This is a genomic window from Buttiauxella sp. AC038, assembly GCF_979253565.1.
Genome location: NZ_CEEDCQ010000001.1, coordinates 2157232 through 2175156, shown reverse-complemented (window position 1 = coordinate 2175156; position 17925 = coordinate 2157232). Strand labels below are relative to the sequence as shown.

The 17925-nt window shown below is 49.4% G+C and carries 11 protein-coding genes and 1 pseudogene; 6 read left to right on the top strand and 6 right to left on the bottom strand.

Annotated elements, in window-relative coordinates; all coding sequences use genetic code 11:
• Position 1 precedes the first annotated feature (1 nt).
• The 3 genes from AC0IXI_RS10360 to AC0IXI_RS10350 all read left to right on the top strand — a co-directional run bounded on the left by AC0IXI_RS10360 (position 2) and on the right by AC0IXI_RS10350 (position 5718).
• A complete protein-coding gene (locus tag AC0IXI_RS10360; protein ID WP_471682353.1) occupies positions 2 to 1387 on the top strand; it encodes a serine/threonine protein kinase in 1386 nt (461 codons plus the stop codon).
• A gap of 136 nt (positions 1388 to 1523) precedes the next feature.
• On the top strand, positions 1524 to 3236 hold the full coding sequence (locus tag AC0IXI_RS10355; protein ID WP_471682352.1) for an alpha,alpha-trehalase: 1713 nt from the start codon (positions 1524 to 1526) through the stop codon (positions 3234 to 3236).
• A gap of 304 nt (positions 3237 to 3540) precedes the next feature.
• Positions 3541 to 5718 carry a TonB-dependent siderophore receptor gene (locus AC0IXI_RS10350; RefSeq protein ID WP_134182136.1) on the top strand — a complete coding sequence of 726 codons (2178 nt, stop codon included), beginning with the start codon at positions 3541 to 3543 and terminating at the stop codon, positions 5716 to 5718.
• An 82-nt stretch (positions 5719 to 5800) separates the two neighbouring features.
• Here the strand turns inward: AC0IXI_RS10350 and AC0IXI_RS10345 are convergent, their stop codons facing one another.
• From AC0IXI_RS10345 to ebgR, 4 genes and pseudogenes are all read right to left on the bottom strand, one after another.
• Positions 5801 to 7300 carry an amino acid permease gene (locus tag AC0IXI_RS10345; RefSeq protein WP_064511826.1) on the bottom strand — a complete coding sequence of 500 codons (1500 nt, stop codon included), beginning with the start codon at positions 7298 to 7300 and terminating at the stop codon, positions 5801 to 5803.
• 91 nt (positions 7301 to 7391) lie between these two features.
• A pseudogene (locus AC0IXI_RS10340) lies at positions 7392 to 7843 on the bottom strand (beta-galactosidase subunit beta).
• Positions 7844 to 7856: 13 nt separating this feature from the next.
• Positions 7857 to 10928, bottom strand: coding sequence for a beta-galactosidase subunit alpha (gene ebgA, locus AC0IXI_RS10335; protein WP_471682351.1), 3072 nt, complete (start codon positions 10926 to 10928; stop codon positions 7857 to 7859).
• Between the two features lie 171 nt (positions 10929 to 11099).
• Positions 11100 to 12083, bottom strand: coding sequence for a transcriptional regulator EbgR (ebgR, locus tag AC0IXI_RS10330; RefSeq protein ID WP_134182128.1), 984 nt, complete (start codon positions 12081 to 12083; stop codon positions 11100 to 11102).
• A 212-nt stretch (positions 12084 to 12295) separates the two neighbouring features.
• Here ebgR and ygjJ point away from each other — a divergent pair, with 212 nt between their 5' ends.
• Both ygjJ and ygjK read left to right on the top strand, forming a co-directional pair.
• Positions 12296 to 13336, top strand: coding sequence for a protein YgjJ (ygjJ, locus tag AC0IXI_RS10325; RefSeq protein WP_413499020.1), 1041 nt, complete (start codon positions 12296 to 12298; stop codon positions 13334 to 13336).
• A 9-nt stretch (positions 13337 to 13345) separates the two neighbouring features.
• On the top strand, positions 13346 to 15715 hold the full coding sequence (ygjK, locus tag AC0IXI_RS10320) for an alpha-glucosidase (protein ID WP_471682350.1): 2370 nt from the start codon (positions 13346 to 13348) through the stop codon (positions 15713 to 15715).
• Positions 15716 to 15879: 164 nt separating this feature from the next.
• On the opposite strand, the gene AC0IXI_RS10315 is transcribed toward ygjK, so the two are convergent.
• Positions 15880 to 16131: a GlsB/YeaQ/YmgE family stress response membrane protein gene (locus tag AC0IXI_RS10315; protein WP_064511831.1), complete on the bottom strand. Its 252-nt coding sequence runs from the start codon at positions 16129 to 16131 to the stop codon at positions 15880 to 15882.
• Between the two features lie 233 nt (positions 16132 to 16364).
• Between AC0IXI_RS10315 and ycgR the strand changes: the two genes are divergently transcribed.
• Positions 16365 to 17096, top strand: a complete 732-nt coding sequence (gene ycgR / locus AC0IXI_RS10310) for a flagellar brake protein YcgR (protein WP_064511890.1) — start codon at positions 16365 to 16367, stop codon at positions 17094 to 17096.
• 116 nt (positions 17097 to 17212) lie between these two features.
• Here ycgR and emtA read toward each other — a convergent pair whose 3' ends face one another.
• Positions 17213 to 17821 (bottom strand): membrane-bound lytic murein transglycosylase EmtA, encoded by a 609-nt coding sequence (gene emtA, locus AC0IXI_RS10305; protein ID WP_471682349.1) that lies wholly within the window; start codon positions 17819 to 17821, stop codon positions 17213 to 17215.
• Positions 17822 to 17925 lie beyond the last annotated feature (104 nt).

The window sequence follows — 17925 nt, the reverse complement described above, 5'->3', positions numbered from 1 at the left end:
CATGACTGATAAAGATTACGAACAAGAACTTCCCGATGCTCTGCCACCAGGTTTCCGTTTCGACGAGTTTGAAATTCAGAAAGTGACTGAGTCCACCAACACCAGCGTGGTTTATAAAGCGTGGGATCATCAACTCGAACGACCGGTAACTATCAATGAGTTTATGCCGCGTGCGCTGACCATACGTAGCGACAATATGCAGCTGGTTTTGCGCAGTAAACAAGATAGCCAGGCATTCAGCTCGGGTATGAATCGTTTTGTGCAGTCGGCTCGTCAGCTTGCGCAATTCAACCACCCAAACCTGCTTCAGGTTTTAAGCTTCTGGACGCAAAACGAAACCGCTTATGCGGCAACACGTTACTCCAGCGGTATGACGCTTGCCGAACTTCATCAACAACATCCTGAAATCATCAACGATGCCTGGTTACGCAGGATATTGCCGATGCTGTGCGGGGCGCTGGCAACATTGCACGACGAAGGATTTATTCATCGTGATTTGTCCCTGCGCAGTATTCAAATTCAGGACAACGGAGCGCCGCTGCTACTTAATGCAGGTGCTCCACTGCGCGCCAATTCAGAAAACAGCGACGAGATTAAAACGCCGCTTAATCCTGGTTTTGCCCCGCTGGAACAGTACGCTGACGATCTCGAAAACCAACTAGGGCCGTGGACTGATATCTATGCACTCGGCGCCATTCTTTATACGTTGATAACAGGCACCTGCCCTCCAGCCAGTGTTACCCGCACGATTCAGGACCCTTGCGTTAAGCTCGCGAAGAATCGCCCTGAAGGCTATTCCCAGAGTTTGTTGCAGGCCGTCGATCACGCCCTGGCGCTAAAACCTGAAGACCGCCCGCAATCTATTGCTGAATTTGCAGCCCTTGCCGAGATTCCGATGAGCGGTATCAATGGCCTCGCATCGCTAAAACAACCAGGGACCATGTTGGTTGCTCTGGAAGATGCAGAGATTACCCCGCTGTCTCCTTTACGCAAACGCTACAAATTGCCACTACAGATAGCGGCCAGTGTGTTGGTCGGCGTGGCTGTAGGTGCGGTTATTTTTGGTGGCCATTTCTCGACAACACCGACTTCCGAGACAGCTAAACTTGAGTCACCCGCGGTACAAAAAGTCCAGGCGGTGGCAACTCCAGCTGCTCTCCCCGCCACTGAGGGTATGCTGGCGCGCGTTTATGTCCGCATGAATGACGGTGAAGAGTTGAATGTGAATGGCAAAACAGAAAAAATCACGCCGGGGGCCAATGGTTATGGTTTCCTGCAACTGCCTGCCGGAAAATATCAGATTACCCTGCGTGATAATAACCAGACGCGAAACATGACGTTGTCTGTGGAAAAAGCAGGAACATGGTTGATTAATCCGCAAGGGTAAGAGCCAGTGCCACCGGTAAATTATCTGCTTTCCTTTAATATGCGACATGGCACCTGGTACTGCCCGCAAATTCGTCTAAGGTTTTCATAGGGTTGATCGCTAAAACTTCACGCGATCATGAAAAGGAGAACAATAGATGATAAATCCTGCTTTGCGCCGTCCTCGTAGTTTATTGCTTGCGATTCAAATAGCTATCGGTTGTGCGTTCGTCGCTTTTACCTTGCCCGCTTCGGCGGCTGACGAACAACAACCGCAGCCCCAGCCACCAGATGTGCTCCTTGGCCCGTTATTTACCGATGTCCAGACTGCAAAATTATTCCCTGACCAAAAGACATTTGCAGATGCGGTTCCTAATAACGATCCGTTAATGATCCTTGCGGACTACCGCATGCAGCGCAATCAATCTGGCTTCGATTTACGTCATTTTGTGAATGTGAACTTCACCTTGCCGCGCGAGGGTGAAAAATATGTTCCACCTGAAGGACAGACGCTGCGTGAACATATCGATAGCCTGTGGCCGGTGCTAACGCGCACCACAGATAGCGTTGATAAATGGGACTCGTTGCTGCCGCTACCTAAGCCGTATGTCGTACCCGGTGGGCGTTTCCGCGAAGTTTATTATTGGGACAGCTATTTCACCATGCTTGGGCTTGCAGAAAGCGGTCACTGGGACAAAGTGCAGGATATGGTGGACAACTTTGCCCATGAAATTGATGCCTGGGGGCATATTCCCAATGGCAACCGCAGTTATTATCTAAGCCGTTCGCAACCACCGTTCTTTGCCTTTATGGTCAAACTGTTGGCCAGCCATAATGGTGATGAAACCTACATCACTTACCTGCCGCAATTGAAAAAAGAGTACGCCTACTGGATGCAGGGCAGCGATACGCTGCAAGCGGGTTCTGAAAACCTGCGCGTGGTGAAACTTAAAGATGGTTCAGTCCTGAACCGCTATTGGGATGACAGAGATACGCCACGTACAGAATCTTATCTGGATGATGTGACTACCGCGAAGAACAACCCGAATCGCCCGGCAACAGAAATCTATCGTGATTTGCGTGCCGCTGCCGCCTCGGGCTGGGATTTCAGCTCTCGCTGGATGGATAACCCAGAACAACTTGGTTCGATTCGCACCACCTCAATCGTGCCGGTGGATTTAAACGCCCTGTTATTCCAGATGGAAAAAACGCTGGCGCACGCCAGCACTGTAGCGAAAGACACCAGTGCAGCAACGCAATACCAGCAACTGGCAGATGCTCGCCAGAAAGCTATGGAAGCGCATTTGTGGAATAGCAAACAGGGCTGGTATGCCGATTACGATCTCAAAAATAATGCTGTTCGTTCTCAGTTGACCGCCGCCGCACTGTTCCCGCTTTATGTGCATGCGGCCTCGAAAGAGCGCGCGGACAAAATGGCAACCATCACCCGTGCGCAACTGCTGAAAGCCGGTGGGCTTGCGACAACCAATCTGAAAACGGGCCAGCAGTGGGATGCCCCAAATGGCTGGGCTCCCTTGCAATGGGTAGCCACCGAAGGGCTGCAGAACTATGGGCATAAAGATTTAGCCATGGAAGTCACCTGGCGCTTCCTCACCAATGTGCAGCATACCTACAACCGCGAACAGAAACTGGTTGAAAAGTATGATGTATCCAGCACGGGTACGGGCGGTGGTGGCGGAGAATATCCTCTCCAGGATGGTTTTGGCTGGACCAACGGCGTGACGCTGAAAATGCTCGATTTGTTATGCGGTAAAGAGAAGCCCTGCGATTCCACACCGGATAAATTGCCTTCAGCAACACCGGGGCCTGTGACTGAAACTACGAAACCTACTGCGGCCTCAACCCAGTAACGTCGTTCCAACGGCCTCACTCCCTCCTTCTCCTTCTCTCAAGGAGAAGGAGTAAAAATTCTCCCACCACCGATTCCCCTTAGACCCTCTCCCATGGAAAGGGTCGTACTCCTCTGTAAAAACACCAATATTTTCATGGGTTTTAATTCTCTACCTGCCAATATTTGCACTTGCTTACACAAACAATAACAATAATAATTCGCATTCCTATTCGTTATAAGATCGCCTGAATTTATACCAACCTCTCCGACACAGATCGGCCCTTCAGGTGATAACAAAAAGACATTCTCGGGAAAATAATAAAATGAAACTGGCATTTACCGTAAAGCGTTCCGCTTTACTCTGCGCGCTTGCTCTTGCTGCTCCAACCTACGCGATGGCGGAAGATACCGTTATTGTGACCGACACACTGACAGAAACCTCCACCAGCCCAACTCAGGGTTACAGCGCGACGGTTAGTCGTGGTGCTACTAAAACTGATGAGCCGTTAATCACTACCGGTCAGTCGGTGTCTGTCGTGACTCGTCAACAAATTGATGATCAGGGTGCATTATCTGTAAACAGCGCGCTCAACTACACACCGGGTGCTTTCACTGGTTTTGCTGGTGGTGCAACTCGTTATGACACTGTCGCACTGCGCGGTTTCCACGGCGGTGATGTGAATAACATCTTCCTTGATGGCTTGCGCCTGATGAGTGACGGCGGCAGCTACAACGTGGTGCAGGTTGATCCATGGTTCCTTGAGCGTATTGACGTTATCAAAGGGCCTTCTTCAGCTCTTTACGGACAAACCATTCCTGGCGGACTGGTAATGGAGACCTCAAAGCGACCGCAGTTCATTGAGGAAGGCCACGTTCGCGCCATGTACGGTAACAACAATACCACCGGCACCGCATTCGACTATACCAATGCGATTAACGATGAATGGGCCTGGCGCCTCATCGGTATGACAAAAAATAGTGATACCCAGTATGAGAAAACCCGTGAAGAACGCTATGCCATCTCCCCGTCTGTGTTATGGCAGCCGAGCGAAAATACCTCATTGGTGATGCGTGCATACCTGGAAAAAGATCCTTCAGGTGGCTTCCACGGATCGGTTCCGGCAGATGGTAGTCTCTATTCGTCTACTGGCCGTAAACTCAGCACCGGCTTCTCTGATGTAGAACCGGGCAATGACGAATTCAAACGCCACCAGCAGATTTACAGTTACGAGTTCGCTCATAGCTTTAATGACACTTGGGCGTTCCGCTCCAACGCCAGCTACACCCACTCAAACGTGGGCCTCAAGCAGGCTTACCAGATTGGCTGGGCAGATGCCGCGCACGACGAATTGATGCGTTATTACAGCGGTGAAACCTCGTCTCTCGACGCTTACGCCATCGATAACCAACTGGAAGCAGATTTCGCAACCGGCGAACTGGACCACAAAGTGGTGCTTGGCGGGGAGTTCCATAAATACACCAATAACCTGTCTGACGATTCTGCTTATACCACCAACCTAAACCCATGGACGGGCGAGTCCGGTGGACCTGGCGGTTTCTACTATTACGATCCGCGTGACCCGACTTACTCCACTATCAACCAGGGTCTGTTGACCAAAGCAGGTAAGCGTCAGTACGAACAAACCGGCGTCTATTTACAAGATGATATGAAGTGGAATCAGTGGCATATGACACTCTCTGGTCGTTACGACCATATGGTGACCAAAAGCCATATCGTGGCTGAAGCCATTGACAGTGACGTGACAGATAACCGCACCGATGATCATTTCAGCGGACGTGCCTCCCTGCTGTATGCGTTCAACAACGGGGTTTCTCCTTACGTCAGTTACAGCCAGGCAATTACACCGCAGGTTCTGCCTGATGCTGAAGGCAAATTGCTGAAGCCGACCACTGCCGAGCAGTACGAAGCGGGTGTGAAATATCAGCCAGCTGGCACAGTAGATATGTATACCGTTGCGCTGTACGACCTGACACAAAAAGATGTCGGTAACCGTGTAGTTCAGGGCAGCTATTTTGAGCCAGCAGGTAAAGTTCATTCGCAGGGCGTTGAGCTGGAAGCGCGTTCGCAGTGGAATCAGCGTTTCTCAACCATCGCTGGTTACACGTACAACAAAGTACGCTTTAAAGATGCAATCGACGGTAACGACGGCAACACGCCGTATGTGACGCCTGACCAAATGGCAAGCTTGTGGGGAATGTTCAAAGCCGACTTAGGTATCAGTCTGGGTGCTGGTGTACGCTACATTGGCAAGCAATGGGCAGATAACGAGAATACCCTGCGTGTACCTTCTGTCACTCTGCTTGATGCGATGGTACGTGCCGATATGGGTGCGTGGACGCCATCTTTGAAAGGGGCTTTCGTACAAGTTAATGCCACCAACCTGACAGGCCGTGATTACGTTGCGGGCTGTTACGGTACCGGCTATTGCTACTGGGGTGCAGAGCGTTCTGTTATTGCAACCGTGGGATATGATTTTTAAGTTTTGTTAACTCCAGTGTCGGATGTCGCTTCGCTAATCCGACCTGCGAAACATAGATACGGCCCCGTTTGGGGCCGTTTTTCTATGGCTGACGTGTTATCGCGACCTCACCTGCGAGCGGTGAAGCTGGCTTTCCCTGCTGCTGTTCCAGTGCGATTTGTGCAAGCGGTGTATCCGCTTCGTAACGCGCTCTGGCATCCAGCCCTTTCTCATATTTGTTGTATTTCCACCAGGCGTAGCCCAGGAAGATAACCAACCCACCGACGTTATAAAACACGATAGTCATAATGCTGGCACCGGTCGGGAATGTGGATGCAATAAACCCGACGGTGAAAATGACTATCAACACACTCACAATGGTGATCCCCTGCATCCGTGTGCCCATACGGAAATCACGATTGACCTCATCGTATTTCATACGCAGGTTCAGGTAGGCAAGCATGATAAACAGCGGCGGTAACATTGACGCGGCAGCGGTCATATTAATAAGCGTGTTCATCAACTCCTGTACGCTACCCGAACCCACGGTTGGGATAAGCATCAATGGGATAACAATCAGGAACTGAATCCACGCTGCACGAGTCGGTACGCCATGCTGGTTAAGACGCACGGTTTTCTCACCAAAAATACCTTTTGGAATTTCGGTAAAGAAGATTTTCACAGGAGCAGCAGTCCACATCAGCAGTGAGCCAAACATCGCAGTAAAGGAGACAATCCCGACAAAGCGGTTCATCAGCGACGTTGGCAAGCCAAAGTGATTCGCCAGCCCTTCAAATACCTGCACCGTACCGCCGGTGTAATGCAAATCAGCTTTATGAACAAAGACGTTAATCAGCAGTGAGGAGACGGTATAAAGGCCACCGATGAATAAACCAGACAAAATGATCACTTTAACAAAGGCTTTGCTGCCGCCTTTTACGTCATTGACGTACACCGCAACCGACTCAGCACCACCTGCGGCCTGGAAAATCCACGCGATAATACCGAGGAATGCCCAGCTAAACTGCGGTGTAATCGCCTGCACGTTGATTGGGTCAGCCGGTTCGACGCCACCAATCACGGCAGCCCCTGCAAGAATGATGTAGGAGAACGTAAGGAGAAGCATCAGCGTGGAGGTGACTGAGGTCATCGGCCCCAACAATTTTGCTCCGTGGTTTGAAATCCAGGTGGAGAAAGCAAACAGGCAAATGCTGATTATTGCCGTCGTTATCGGCGTGAAAATATAGTCATAGCCAAGGAACGCATATGAGGCGTAGGCAATAACTCGCGGTAGTAACGAGGTAAAGAAAAACAGGTTAACAAACCAGTAGGTGTAGGCGGTGATAAATGCCCAGCGGCCACCTAACGCACTCTTCACCCAGGCATAAACTCCCGCTTCGGAATTACGGTTCAGAGAGACGAATTCCGCGATGATTAAACAGAACGGAATAAAATAAATGAGTGTCGCCACCAGGAAAACCGGTGCCGATGCGATACCTAACTGAATATTGTTATTAATGACGTTATTGAAGCTAAACACCGCCGCAAATGTCATCGCTAATAACCCGAACTTGCCAATAGTATTTCTGTTTGTTGAAGCCATACGAACTCCACACTGTAGGGTAAATTTTAGTAATTTTTTCGTAGGTCGGATAGCGCTTGCGCCATCCGACACCAGTCAGGCGTTTAACACCCTATTTATTTAGAAAATACGTTTCTTCAATCGTGACTTTTAAAATCACTTTTTTGACGTCTTTCCCCTGCGAAAACCGGTGTGCTTCGTGGTTTTCACAGATGATGACGTTTCCGGCGTTAAGCTGATGTTTAACACCCTGCCCGCGCAAAAACTCACGGTCAGTTTCATCGCTGTAAGCAATTTCTGGGGTTAACTCGTTTTTCGCTGCAACCTCAACGGTTTCTTGTCCCGCAAGGTAATAATGAACATCGAAATAACGGCGATTCCCTTCGAATAAATCCATGTTATTTACTGGGCCTTCTGCAAGGCGATAAACCAAAGAATCACCAATTGAATAAAAAATATTAGGCTGAATATTTTCGAGGTTATTAATAGCTTCGATACAACGCTGCCATTTTTCCCCGCACGATAAATCTGCTTAAAATCTTCTAAGGTATTTAAAATAATCATTACGTTTGCCCTATCAAGAAAGTGCGCGGTTGGTTTGCGGTTGGAAATCGTATTTCGCGAGATCAACCGTCTCCACCTGTGCTTTACTGAACGGCACCATAGTGAAACCGTAGTGGAATGGTTTGAGGTAAACGCGGAATGAATCCAGCACTTCGGAACCCCATGAGTTGGAGCCAAGTCCGAGGATTTGATCATCGAGGTTTAATGTCAGGTAATCGCCCTTTTCCAGCTCATTAATGTGCTGCGCCTGTTGCAACATTTCTGCGCTATATGGCCATAGGCTGAAGTTAATCGGCTTAGATGGCTGGATGAAAATACCGTTACCCTTTTCATCTTCAACACTCAACCAACGCACATCCTGGCGGTTGCCGTTATCCTGTGGGAACGGGTAGTTTTCAAAAAGGCTTTCTACCGGCTGGCGGTAATGGCCGATCAGATTGCTTTGGCAGCTGTCAGCATAGTTTTCACCTGGCCCGCGGCCATAATACTCAACCTGTTTAAAGCGTGTGCTGATGCCGAAATCGAGGCCAATTTTTGGAACAATGGCCTGATAGTTTCCATATGGTGTACCTGACAAATCCAGGCTGACATGGCCTGCCGGAGTTATGCGCCACTGATAAGTACAGCGCATACCGAAATCAAACACTGGTGGTGCAATCGTGCTGGTAATCTCAACAACGGTATCTTCACCTTGCGAGAAATGACGCATGGTGCGGAAATTATGCTGCATCAGGTGCACGTGATACGGCTGCCACAAACCCTCAAATTCCTGCTTGTGGTTATCGATAGTCGGTTTAAAGAAGGTTAGATGCGGCGCGCGCCCAACAATTTCCTCACCGTCTACCAACCATGAAACCAGCTCTCCGGTCAGTTGACAGAAAGTCAGAGAAAATTGATTGCCGCTGATAACCAGGCTGTTTTGCTGGGTTTCACAGCGTAATGCGCTGTGCTGATTGAGTGGCAATAGCTCACGAGAAACCGCCTGCTGGCGCAAGATCTGGAACTGACCAAGCGAGTGCATCGCATCACTCCAGCTTGTCGCACTGCGCTTAACAACTTCAACATTGATAAACACTTCACCTGCTGGCACCACAGGTGCAGCCAATTGCAGCTCTTCGGCTTCACCTGGCAGCAAGTGTGGCAGTGACAATGTTTGCTGTGCGATGGTTTTACCATCGACCTGATATGCGACCTTGAACTCGATGTCACCAAGTGTGCTGAACCAGTAGCGGTTCTCCACCAGCAACACATCACACTGTTGCGTCGGGCGAATATTGACCGGGCAAAGCACCTGCTTGTACTCACGCAAGCCTGGGCCTGGACGTTGATCCGGATAGATAAGCCCATCCATGCAGAAGTTATAGTTGTTTGGGTAGTCGCCGTAATCACCGCCATACTGATAGCGCTCACGCCCCTGCTCGTCATGCACCAGTAAACCATGGTCGCACCACTCCCAGACGTAATGCCCCTGCAAACTTTTATGCTGATTAAATACGGCCTGGTATTGCGCTAACCCGCCAGGCCCGTTACCCATTGCATGGGCATATTCGCAGATAATGCGTGGTTTAGGATGAGGGTATTCACCAAAGGCATTCATCATTGAGACGCGTGAATACATAGTGCTAATCACGTCCACGACTTCGGCGTCACGATCTTCTTCGTAATGCACCAGACGAGTGGGATCAAGTTGCTTACAGCGTGCTGCCATCGCACGTATATTGCAGCCGTAGCCTGACTCGTTACCCAGGGACCAGATGATGACAGAAGGATGGTTTTTCTGCGCCAGAACGTGGCGTTCAATACGCTCGACGTAGGCTTGTTCCCACGTTGGATCGTCAGTGATGCGGCTAATATTGCCGACGTTTGCAAAACCGTGACTCTCGACATCAGTTTCCGCCATCACAAACAGGCCGTACTGGTCGCACAATGCATAGAAACGCGGATCGTTCGGATAATGGGCTGTACGTACTGAGTTGATGTTGTGTTGCTTCATCAGGACGATGTCACGCTCAACACGCGCCATATCGACTGCACGGCCTTTCTGGCAATCGTGATCGTGGCGGTTCACACCATGCAATTTCAGGTAACGACCATTAACGTAAAATAGGCCGTCGCGCACTTTGATGTCGCGGAACCCGACTTGCTGCGGCACTACTTCGATGATTTCACCGTGGTTATTGCGCAGCGTCAGCAGCAGTAAATAAAGATTGGGGTGCTCAGCATTCCACTGCTTCGGCTGTTTTACCGGTATCAGGAACTGACAGGTGGCACTGTTCTGTACGCTAAGTGCATCAAGGATTTGCTCAGCGATACATTTTTCACCATCAAACAATTGTGCATGCAGTTGCAAACCTGCGACAGGTGCGGCCGATATATTGTTTAAGTCGCACGATACCCGGAGCTCAGCATCACAGTAGTTTTCATCAAATTCCGTCACCACGGTTAAGTCATGTACATGAACGTTCGGCTGACCAATAAGATAAACATCACGGAAAATACCCGCCATCCACCACATATCCTGATCTTCGATATAGGTGGAGTCAGCCCATTGCATCACCCGCACGCTCAGCAAGTTTTCTCCGGCCTTCACATACGGGCTGAGATCAAACTCGGCACTCAGACGGCTGCCTTTGCTAAAGCCTACATAGTGGCCATTTACATAAACTTCAAAGTAGGTTTCTACGCCGTCGAATTTAATAATGACCTGGCGTTGTAACCAGTCTGACGGTAGCGAAAACTGGCGCTGATAGGCACCGGTTGGGTTGTTGGTCGGAACAAAAGGCACATCAATAGGGAAAGGATAACCTTCATCGGTATATTGCAGTTTACCGTGGCCTTCCATTTGCCACATTCCCGGAACAGTGATTTCACCCCATTCAGCCATAGGCTGGTGGTAAAACTCGGCCGGTACTTTTTGCGGATGGTCGAAATAGTTAAACGCCCATTTTCCGCTTAGCAATGAAAAGCCCAGGCTTTGCTCGCGGTTTAGCTCTTTTGCCTTTTCAACACTGTCATAACCGTGGAACCAGGCGCGCGGTGGCAGTCGGTTCTCAGATTGTTTTTCTATGTTTTCCCAATTGTTCACGCCAACATCCTCATTACGTGGGTATGGGCAAACAATAGTAAATATTTAGTAAAACTAAAAATTAAAGTTTACTAAATGCCGCGGCGATCACAATAAATCAACACGCGGTATAAAACAAAAAGCCCTGCTGATGTAAGAAACCAGCAGGGCTTATGGGATGAGTTGTTGATTTTATTCAGATGTTGTCGAGTCACGCAATTGCAAAGAGCTGGGGACAAATACCGATAGCGGGATGGTGCGATCGTCACGCAGCCGTTCCATCAGCAGGTTAACGCCCTGCGCACCGATGGTTTCAGAGTGAATTCTTACCGTTGAAAGCGCCGGGTAAACAAAGCGCGCGGTAGGGATATCGTTGACGCTTATCAGAGCCAGTTGCTCTGGTACTTTAATACCGTGTTCATGCAGAGCGCGTAGAACACCAATCGCAATAGAGTCGGTCGCCACAAACAAGGCTGGTGGGTAATCGCTTGATGATGCAAGCATTTTCATCGCGCACTGGTATCCGGCCTGGCTACTAAAGTCCCCATAGTAAACATCCTGCGGCTGAACAACTTTTTTACTACGCCCATAATCAACAAACGCCTGTTCGCGCTGATCGGCATATTCCGGGTCATCCCGGCCACCGATAAAGCCGATACGCAGGTAACCACGTGAAATAAAGAAGTCGATCACCTTCTGGCTGATTTTCGCTAAATCAACGCTTACGCAGTCAAACCGTGGATCGTTAGTTACCCCATCGAGATACACCAACGGCAAATCCTGCTGCTCCAGCACCGCCTGTGTTGCAGGCTGGGGTTTACCAATTACCAGTAAACCGTCGGCTGCCACCAAGGGGCGATCGCCTTTGAAGTCGTAACAGGAAACCAGCGTAATACCCAGTTTTTCGCATTGAGTTTCAATGCCATAACGCATAGCCAGGTAATAGGGATCGTTGATTTCCAGCTCTTGCCCATGAGTATAAAGAGCCGCAAAGGTAAGACGCTGACCGGCCTGACGTTTGGCACTGGGGACTTTGTATTCCAGCCGCTCTGCCGCTTCGAGAATTTTCTGACGGGTCTGACTCTTCACGCTCAGTGTGGGATCGTCATTCAGGACCCGTGAAACCGTAGCCACAGATACCTGAGCCGCATGAGCGATTTCCTTCAATGTAGCCATAAGATCCCAATAATCAAGAGGTGAAAACAATAGCTTAATGGCATTGCGACTACGTGTATAGCCCTACTCGCATTGTGATCCACTTATCGCTTTACCGATTTAAGTATATATTTTAGTAAATATTTAACTAGTATGAGCGGCATTCCACGGATCGATAACCGCAATAACAACAAGGAGTGGATTGTATGGTTAAGATTTTATCTATGGCACCGCTGCTAACACTGTTCGCACCCGCAGGGGCATTGCTGGCAGCAGAAAGCGTTGTTCCGGCAGCACGCCAGACTCCGCAACCACCTTCGCTTACAGCAGATACTAGTAACACCGCCTTTCGTTTTTATGGCGAGATGGGCCTGGGTGGCAGCGTTTACCTTAACGGCGACGACAAGCATAAATACAGCGACGGGACTTATATCGAAGGCGGCCTTGAGGTCAAACACGGTAACTGGTTTGGTCTGCTATATGGGGAAGGCTGGACGGTTCAGGCAGACAATAATGGTAATGCCTGGGTTCCCGATCACAGCTGGGGCGGTTTTGAAGGTGGGATTAACCGTTTTTATGGCGGCTATCGTACCGATAAAGGCACCGAGTTTATTTTAAGTGCCCGTAACGATTCATCGCTGGACGATTTGCAATGGTGGGGAGATTTCACGCCGGAGTATGGCTATGTCATCCCCAATACCCGTGATTTAACCTACGCCGCTAAGATACAAAACCTGACTGGGAAGCTACGTTACAGTGTCACAGCAGCTCCAGAGAGCCGTGTCGACGAGAGCAAAGCGTGGTTGCACTTCGGTAAATATGACCGCTATTCAGATAAATATACCTATCAGGCGATGATCAACGGCTACCTCCAGTACGACATTCTTGATGATTTAACCATGTTGAGCGGGTTGGAAGTGACCGACGGCACCGGGCTGATGTATCTGCTGGGTTTACAGGGTAAACACCTCGCAGGACGAGTCTGGCACCATACCGGCAAAGGCGATGGTTATAACCCTGGTAGTGAGAGCGGGATGATGATCAGCGGCATGGTTGAACCTGCTAAAGGACTTTATCTTTCAACCGCCTGGAGCTACGCGCAGCATCTGTTAGATAACGCCGAAGACCAGACCACCTCTTACGCACAGTTTGGTATCTGGTACGAATACTTTGGTGGAAAACTCGCCACTGCACTCGACAGCCGTTTTTATCTTCATAACGACACCACGAACGCCAGCAATTCGATATTCGTGATGCAATATTTCTACTGGTAAGGATACTTCATGAAAACAATTTTCCGTCTTGCCCCGCTCGCGATGCTGCTTGTGCTCGCGGGTTGCCATTCAACAAAGCACGACACCACCACGTTAATGGCCAATGATTTCCAGAACGTTATCGATCGCACCGGTGCACCACACGCGATGCTTGATTACGATTTCGACGAACATCAACGATTTAATCCGCTTTTTGATGATGGTGCCTGGCATGGGCATTTGCTGCCAGCAAGTAGCGAAGGAATGGGTGGTTTCCCAGGCCCTGCTTTGCTGACCGAAGAGTACATCAACTTTATGGCGAATAATTTCGACCGCCTGAGCGTGTACCAGAATGGTAAAAAAATCGCATTTACAATGAAGGCATACAGCATTCCTGGGGCATTGATACAGACACTCACCTCCCCTGGTGTCACTGTGAAAATGACGTTGCGCTTTGTGACATCACGCACCTCCTTGCTGGAAACAGAAATCACCACTGACGCACCGCTGGAGCTAGTTTGGGATGGCGAATTACTGGAGAAGTATCATCTTCAGGAGCAAAAACCTCAGTCTGATGAAACCATTGAGCAGGCGTTTCCGGGCTATACCCGCACGCTACATGCCACATCAGATGGTCTGAATGTCACTTTTGGCAAAGTGCGTGCCGACTCAAACCTGATGACATCAGGCCAATCACAGTACCAAATCCATAAAACGCTGCCGATGCGCACCCAAATTGACGGCCACCGCTTTATTGCAAAAGCCAATATTGAAAGCTCGATCACCCTCTACACCACTTATTCTCATTTATTGACGGCTACTGAAGTACAAAAAGAACAAAGTAAAATCGCCGATATTCTCAAGCATCCTCAAACCTACCAGACAGCATCCGAGCAGCGCTGGGAAGGTTATTTGGAATCCGGGCTAAAAAACCCTGCCGCGACGGCGGCGCAAACCCGAGTGGCAGTAAAAGCTATCGAAACGCTGAATGGAAACTGGCGTGGCGTGGCGGGTGCGATGAAATTTGACTCCGTCACACCTTCTGTAACTGGACGCTGGTTTTCCGGTAACCAAACCTGGCCGTGGGATACCTGGAAGCAGGCTTACGCTATGGCACATTTTAATCCTGACGTGGCAAAAGATAACATTCGCGCAGTCTTCGCCTGGCAGATTCCAACCGATGACCCATTACGCCCATGGGATGCAGGCTTTGTTCCAGATTTGATTGCCTATAACACCAACCCAGAACGTGGCGGTGATGGTAGCAACTGGAATGAACGCAATACCAAGCCAAGCCTTGCCGCCTGGTCTGTGATGGAAGTCTACAAAGCCACGGGGGATAAAGCCTGGCTTGAGGAAATGTATCCGCATCTGGCGGCTTATCATGACTGGTGGTTACGTAACCGTGACCACAACAGAAATGGTTTACCTGAGTATGGTGCCACTCGTGACAAAGCCCACAACACCGCAAAGGGTGAAATGATCTTTACCGTCAAACGCGGCAGCAAAGAGCAAAAAATGGTAGGGCTTGAGAACTACAACCAAGTTTTGCGTAGCGGGAAATATGACAGCATTGATATTCCGGCTCAGGTTGCTGCTTCGTGGGAGTCCGGGCGTGATGACGCTGCCGTATTTGGCTTTATCGACCCTGACCAACTGCAACGTTATCTGGATAAAGGCGGCAAACGCGAAGACTGGCAGGTGCTGTTTGCTGAAAACCGCGACTCAAGTGGGCGCCTTGTCGGTTTTTCACTTTTGCAGGAGTCAGTTGACCAGGCAAGTTACATGTACAGTGACAGCAGTTATCTGGCTGAAATGGCGAAAATTCTCGGCAAACCGCAAGATGAACAACACTTTAGCCAGCACGCTAAGAAACTGGCCAGCTATATCAACACCTGTATGTTTGACGATGCCACGGGCTTCTATTACGACATTCGGATTGAAGATAAACCTTTGGCCAATGGCTGTGCCGGCAAACCAATCGTTGCGCGGGGCAAGGGACCGGAAGGATGGTCACCGTTATTTAATGGTGCTGCAACTCAATCCCATGCTGATGCCGTCGTGAAGGTCATGAAAGATCCAAAAGAGTTTAATACTTACGTGCCACTCGGGACCGCGGCACTGACGAATCCGGCATTTGGTGCTGATATTTATTGGCGTGGACGAGTGTGGGTGGATCAATTCTACTTTGGGCTAAAAGGAATGGAACGGTATGGCTATCGCGCCGATGCCGTGGAGATGGCTAATCGTTTCTTTGCCCACGCCAATGGCCTGATGAGCGATGGTCCTATTCGCGAGAACTATAATCCGCTTAATGGCGCGCAACAGGGGGCACCGAATTTCTCCTGGAGCGCCGCACATCTCTACATGCTGTATAACGATTTCTTCACGCAAAAGTAGCAAACGTAAAACGGCCCCAAATGGGGCCGTTACAAAATAGATAAAGACCTATCCTCTAAATAATTGGAGTTGCATCAAGGCGGCAAACTCAGGAATCCCCAGGAGCTTACTGGGGTGAGTGAGTGCAGCCAACGCCGAGGCGACTTCAAGTATGACGAGGATAGTTAGCGACGAACCATACGGTAAATAACCAAAACAATAATCGCACCTGCTACTGCGACAAGGAAACTTGGCAAGTTAAAGCCCGTGACGCTGCCGCCGATATGAAGAAATGTTGCAATCCATCCACCAACGACAGCACCAATAATCCCTAAAATACAGGTCAGGATAAAACCGCCGCCGTCTTTACCAGGCATAATTAATTTTGCGATAACACCAGCTATCAAACCGAAAATAATCCAGGCCAGAATACCCATGTTGAACATCCTCTTCATTATTGTGTGTGGTAACAAGCCAGAATCCACATCAGTATCGTCGCGGGTTCTGTCTGTCGGTACGCTAAGTATAATCAAATGTTAGGAAAATGTGATTAGCATCACTAAGTTATTGAATTTATCCGCATCGCGCCTTGAGATTTATCTTAAGTTTTTTACATTATTGCCGATAAGATTGCTTACCGCTTTCAAAAAACCACAACATGGACCTGGCCTTGAGTAACTATAACGAGCAGTTTCTGAAACAAAGTCCTCTGGCAGTATTAGGCGTGTTACGTGATCTCCATAAAAACCAAGTCCCGGTTCGTCTGAGTTGGCCATCGGGGCAATTTATCAGCAAAATCCTTGAGGTTACGGCGACTGGTTTGATCGTGGATTTTGGAAGCCAGGGGCATGAAAATCAGGCGGCGCAAAAAGCGACCAACATACAGTTCATCGCTGAGACGGAAGGAGCAAAGGTAGAATTTATAATGCCTAAGATGCAGGTAATAAGTTACCTGAACTTACCGGCATTCCACGCCCCGCTACCTCCCGCTTTGTGGTTCGTACAACGCCGGGAATACTTTCGCATCAGTGCCCCACTTCAGCCCTATTACCTCTGCAATACCACGCTCTCTAATGGCTCGCCATTCCAGTTCAGGCTATGTGATTTGTCATTAGGGGGAATGGGCGCACTGGTTGATGGGCCTCTGCCAGAAGGGTTGAGTACAGGAATGCGTTTCTCACAGGTGGAAATAGATTTAGTGCAGTGGGGTAAGTTTCACTTTGATATGCAGCTGATAACGCTTTCGGAACGAAAAGTCATCGACGGTAAAAATCAGACCATCAGCACCCCTCGCCTGAGTTTCCGCTTCCTGAATGTGAACCCGGCCGTTGAGCGCGAACTACAGCGCATTATTTTTTCGCTGGAACGATCGGCGCGTGAAAAAGCAGAACGAGTGAAGTAAACAGTTTAAGACAGACACTAAAAAATTCGAGTTGCATAAAGGCGAAAGGCCGCAGACCCCAGACGCATAGAAAACGATGTGACTGGGATGTGCGGTTGTGCTTTAAAAATGACTTGTTACATGGCGTTTAAAGCCCGCGACACCTTATATAGATAGCGCGGTGCCTGAGGTGCCGGGTGGTTCTTCGCAATGTAATCGTAAAACTCGTCAGGGCTCAGGTCATTAATCTCGTTAATGGCCTTTTTGCGATCCGATGAGAAGGTTCGGAGCAGAGCCCCTGCACCGTTAGCATAAGAGGCCAGCAACGCATATTGCATAGTTTGCGGATTTTCAATACCAGCCAGAATGCCATGTTCCAGAATGCTTAAATAAGCCGTGCCAATCGAAATATTACGGGCCGGGTCTTTGAGCTCGCTAGTTGACGGCTCGCCGCCCCATCCCAGGTGGCGATACACATCGCGGCCAGCGGTTGAGGCTTTAATCTGCATCAGACCAACCGCGTTGGACTTGCTGACGAGCGTAGGATTACCGCCTGATTCAACAGCAATAATCGCCGTAACCACTCGTGGACTTACTCCCCACTCTTTTGCGGCCTGATCGGTTATTGGCATCCAGGTTAATGCACGTTGTACCGGTTTTGTAGGGTCCCACTCGGGCTGTTTGGTGGTATGGCTTGAACAGCCTGCTAAAAACAAAACCAATACAATGAGCCATCTGATATTCACGCATCTATCCTTATAAAGTTACCCGGAATATTGAAATCTGTGGGGTAAACAACATTGATTCATCGCCGCCTGGCGGATGACAACCACCTTTGATAACGGCATGA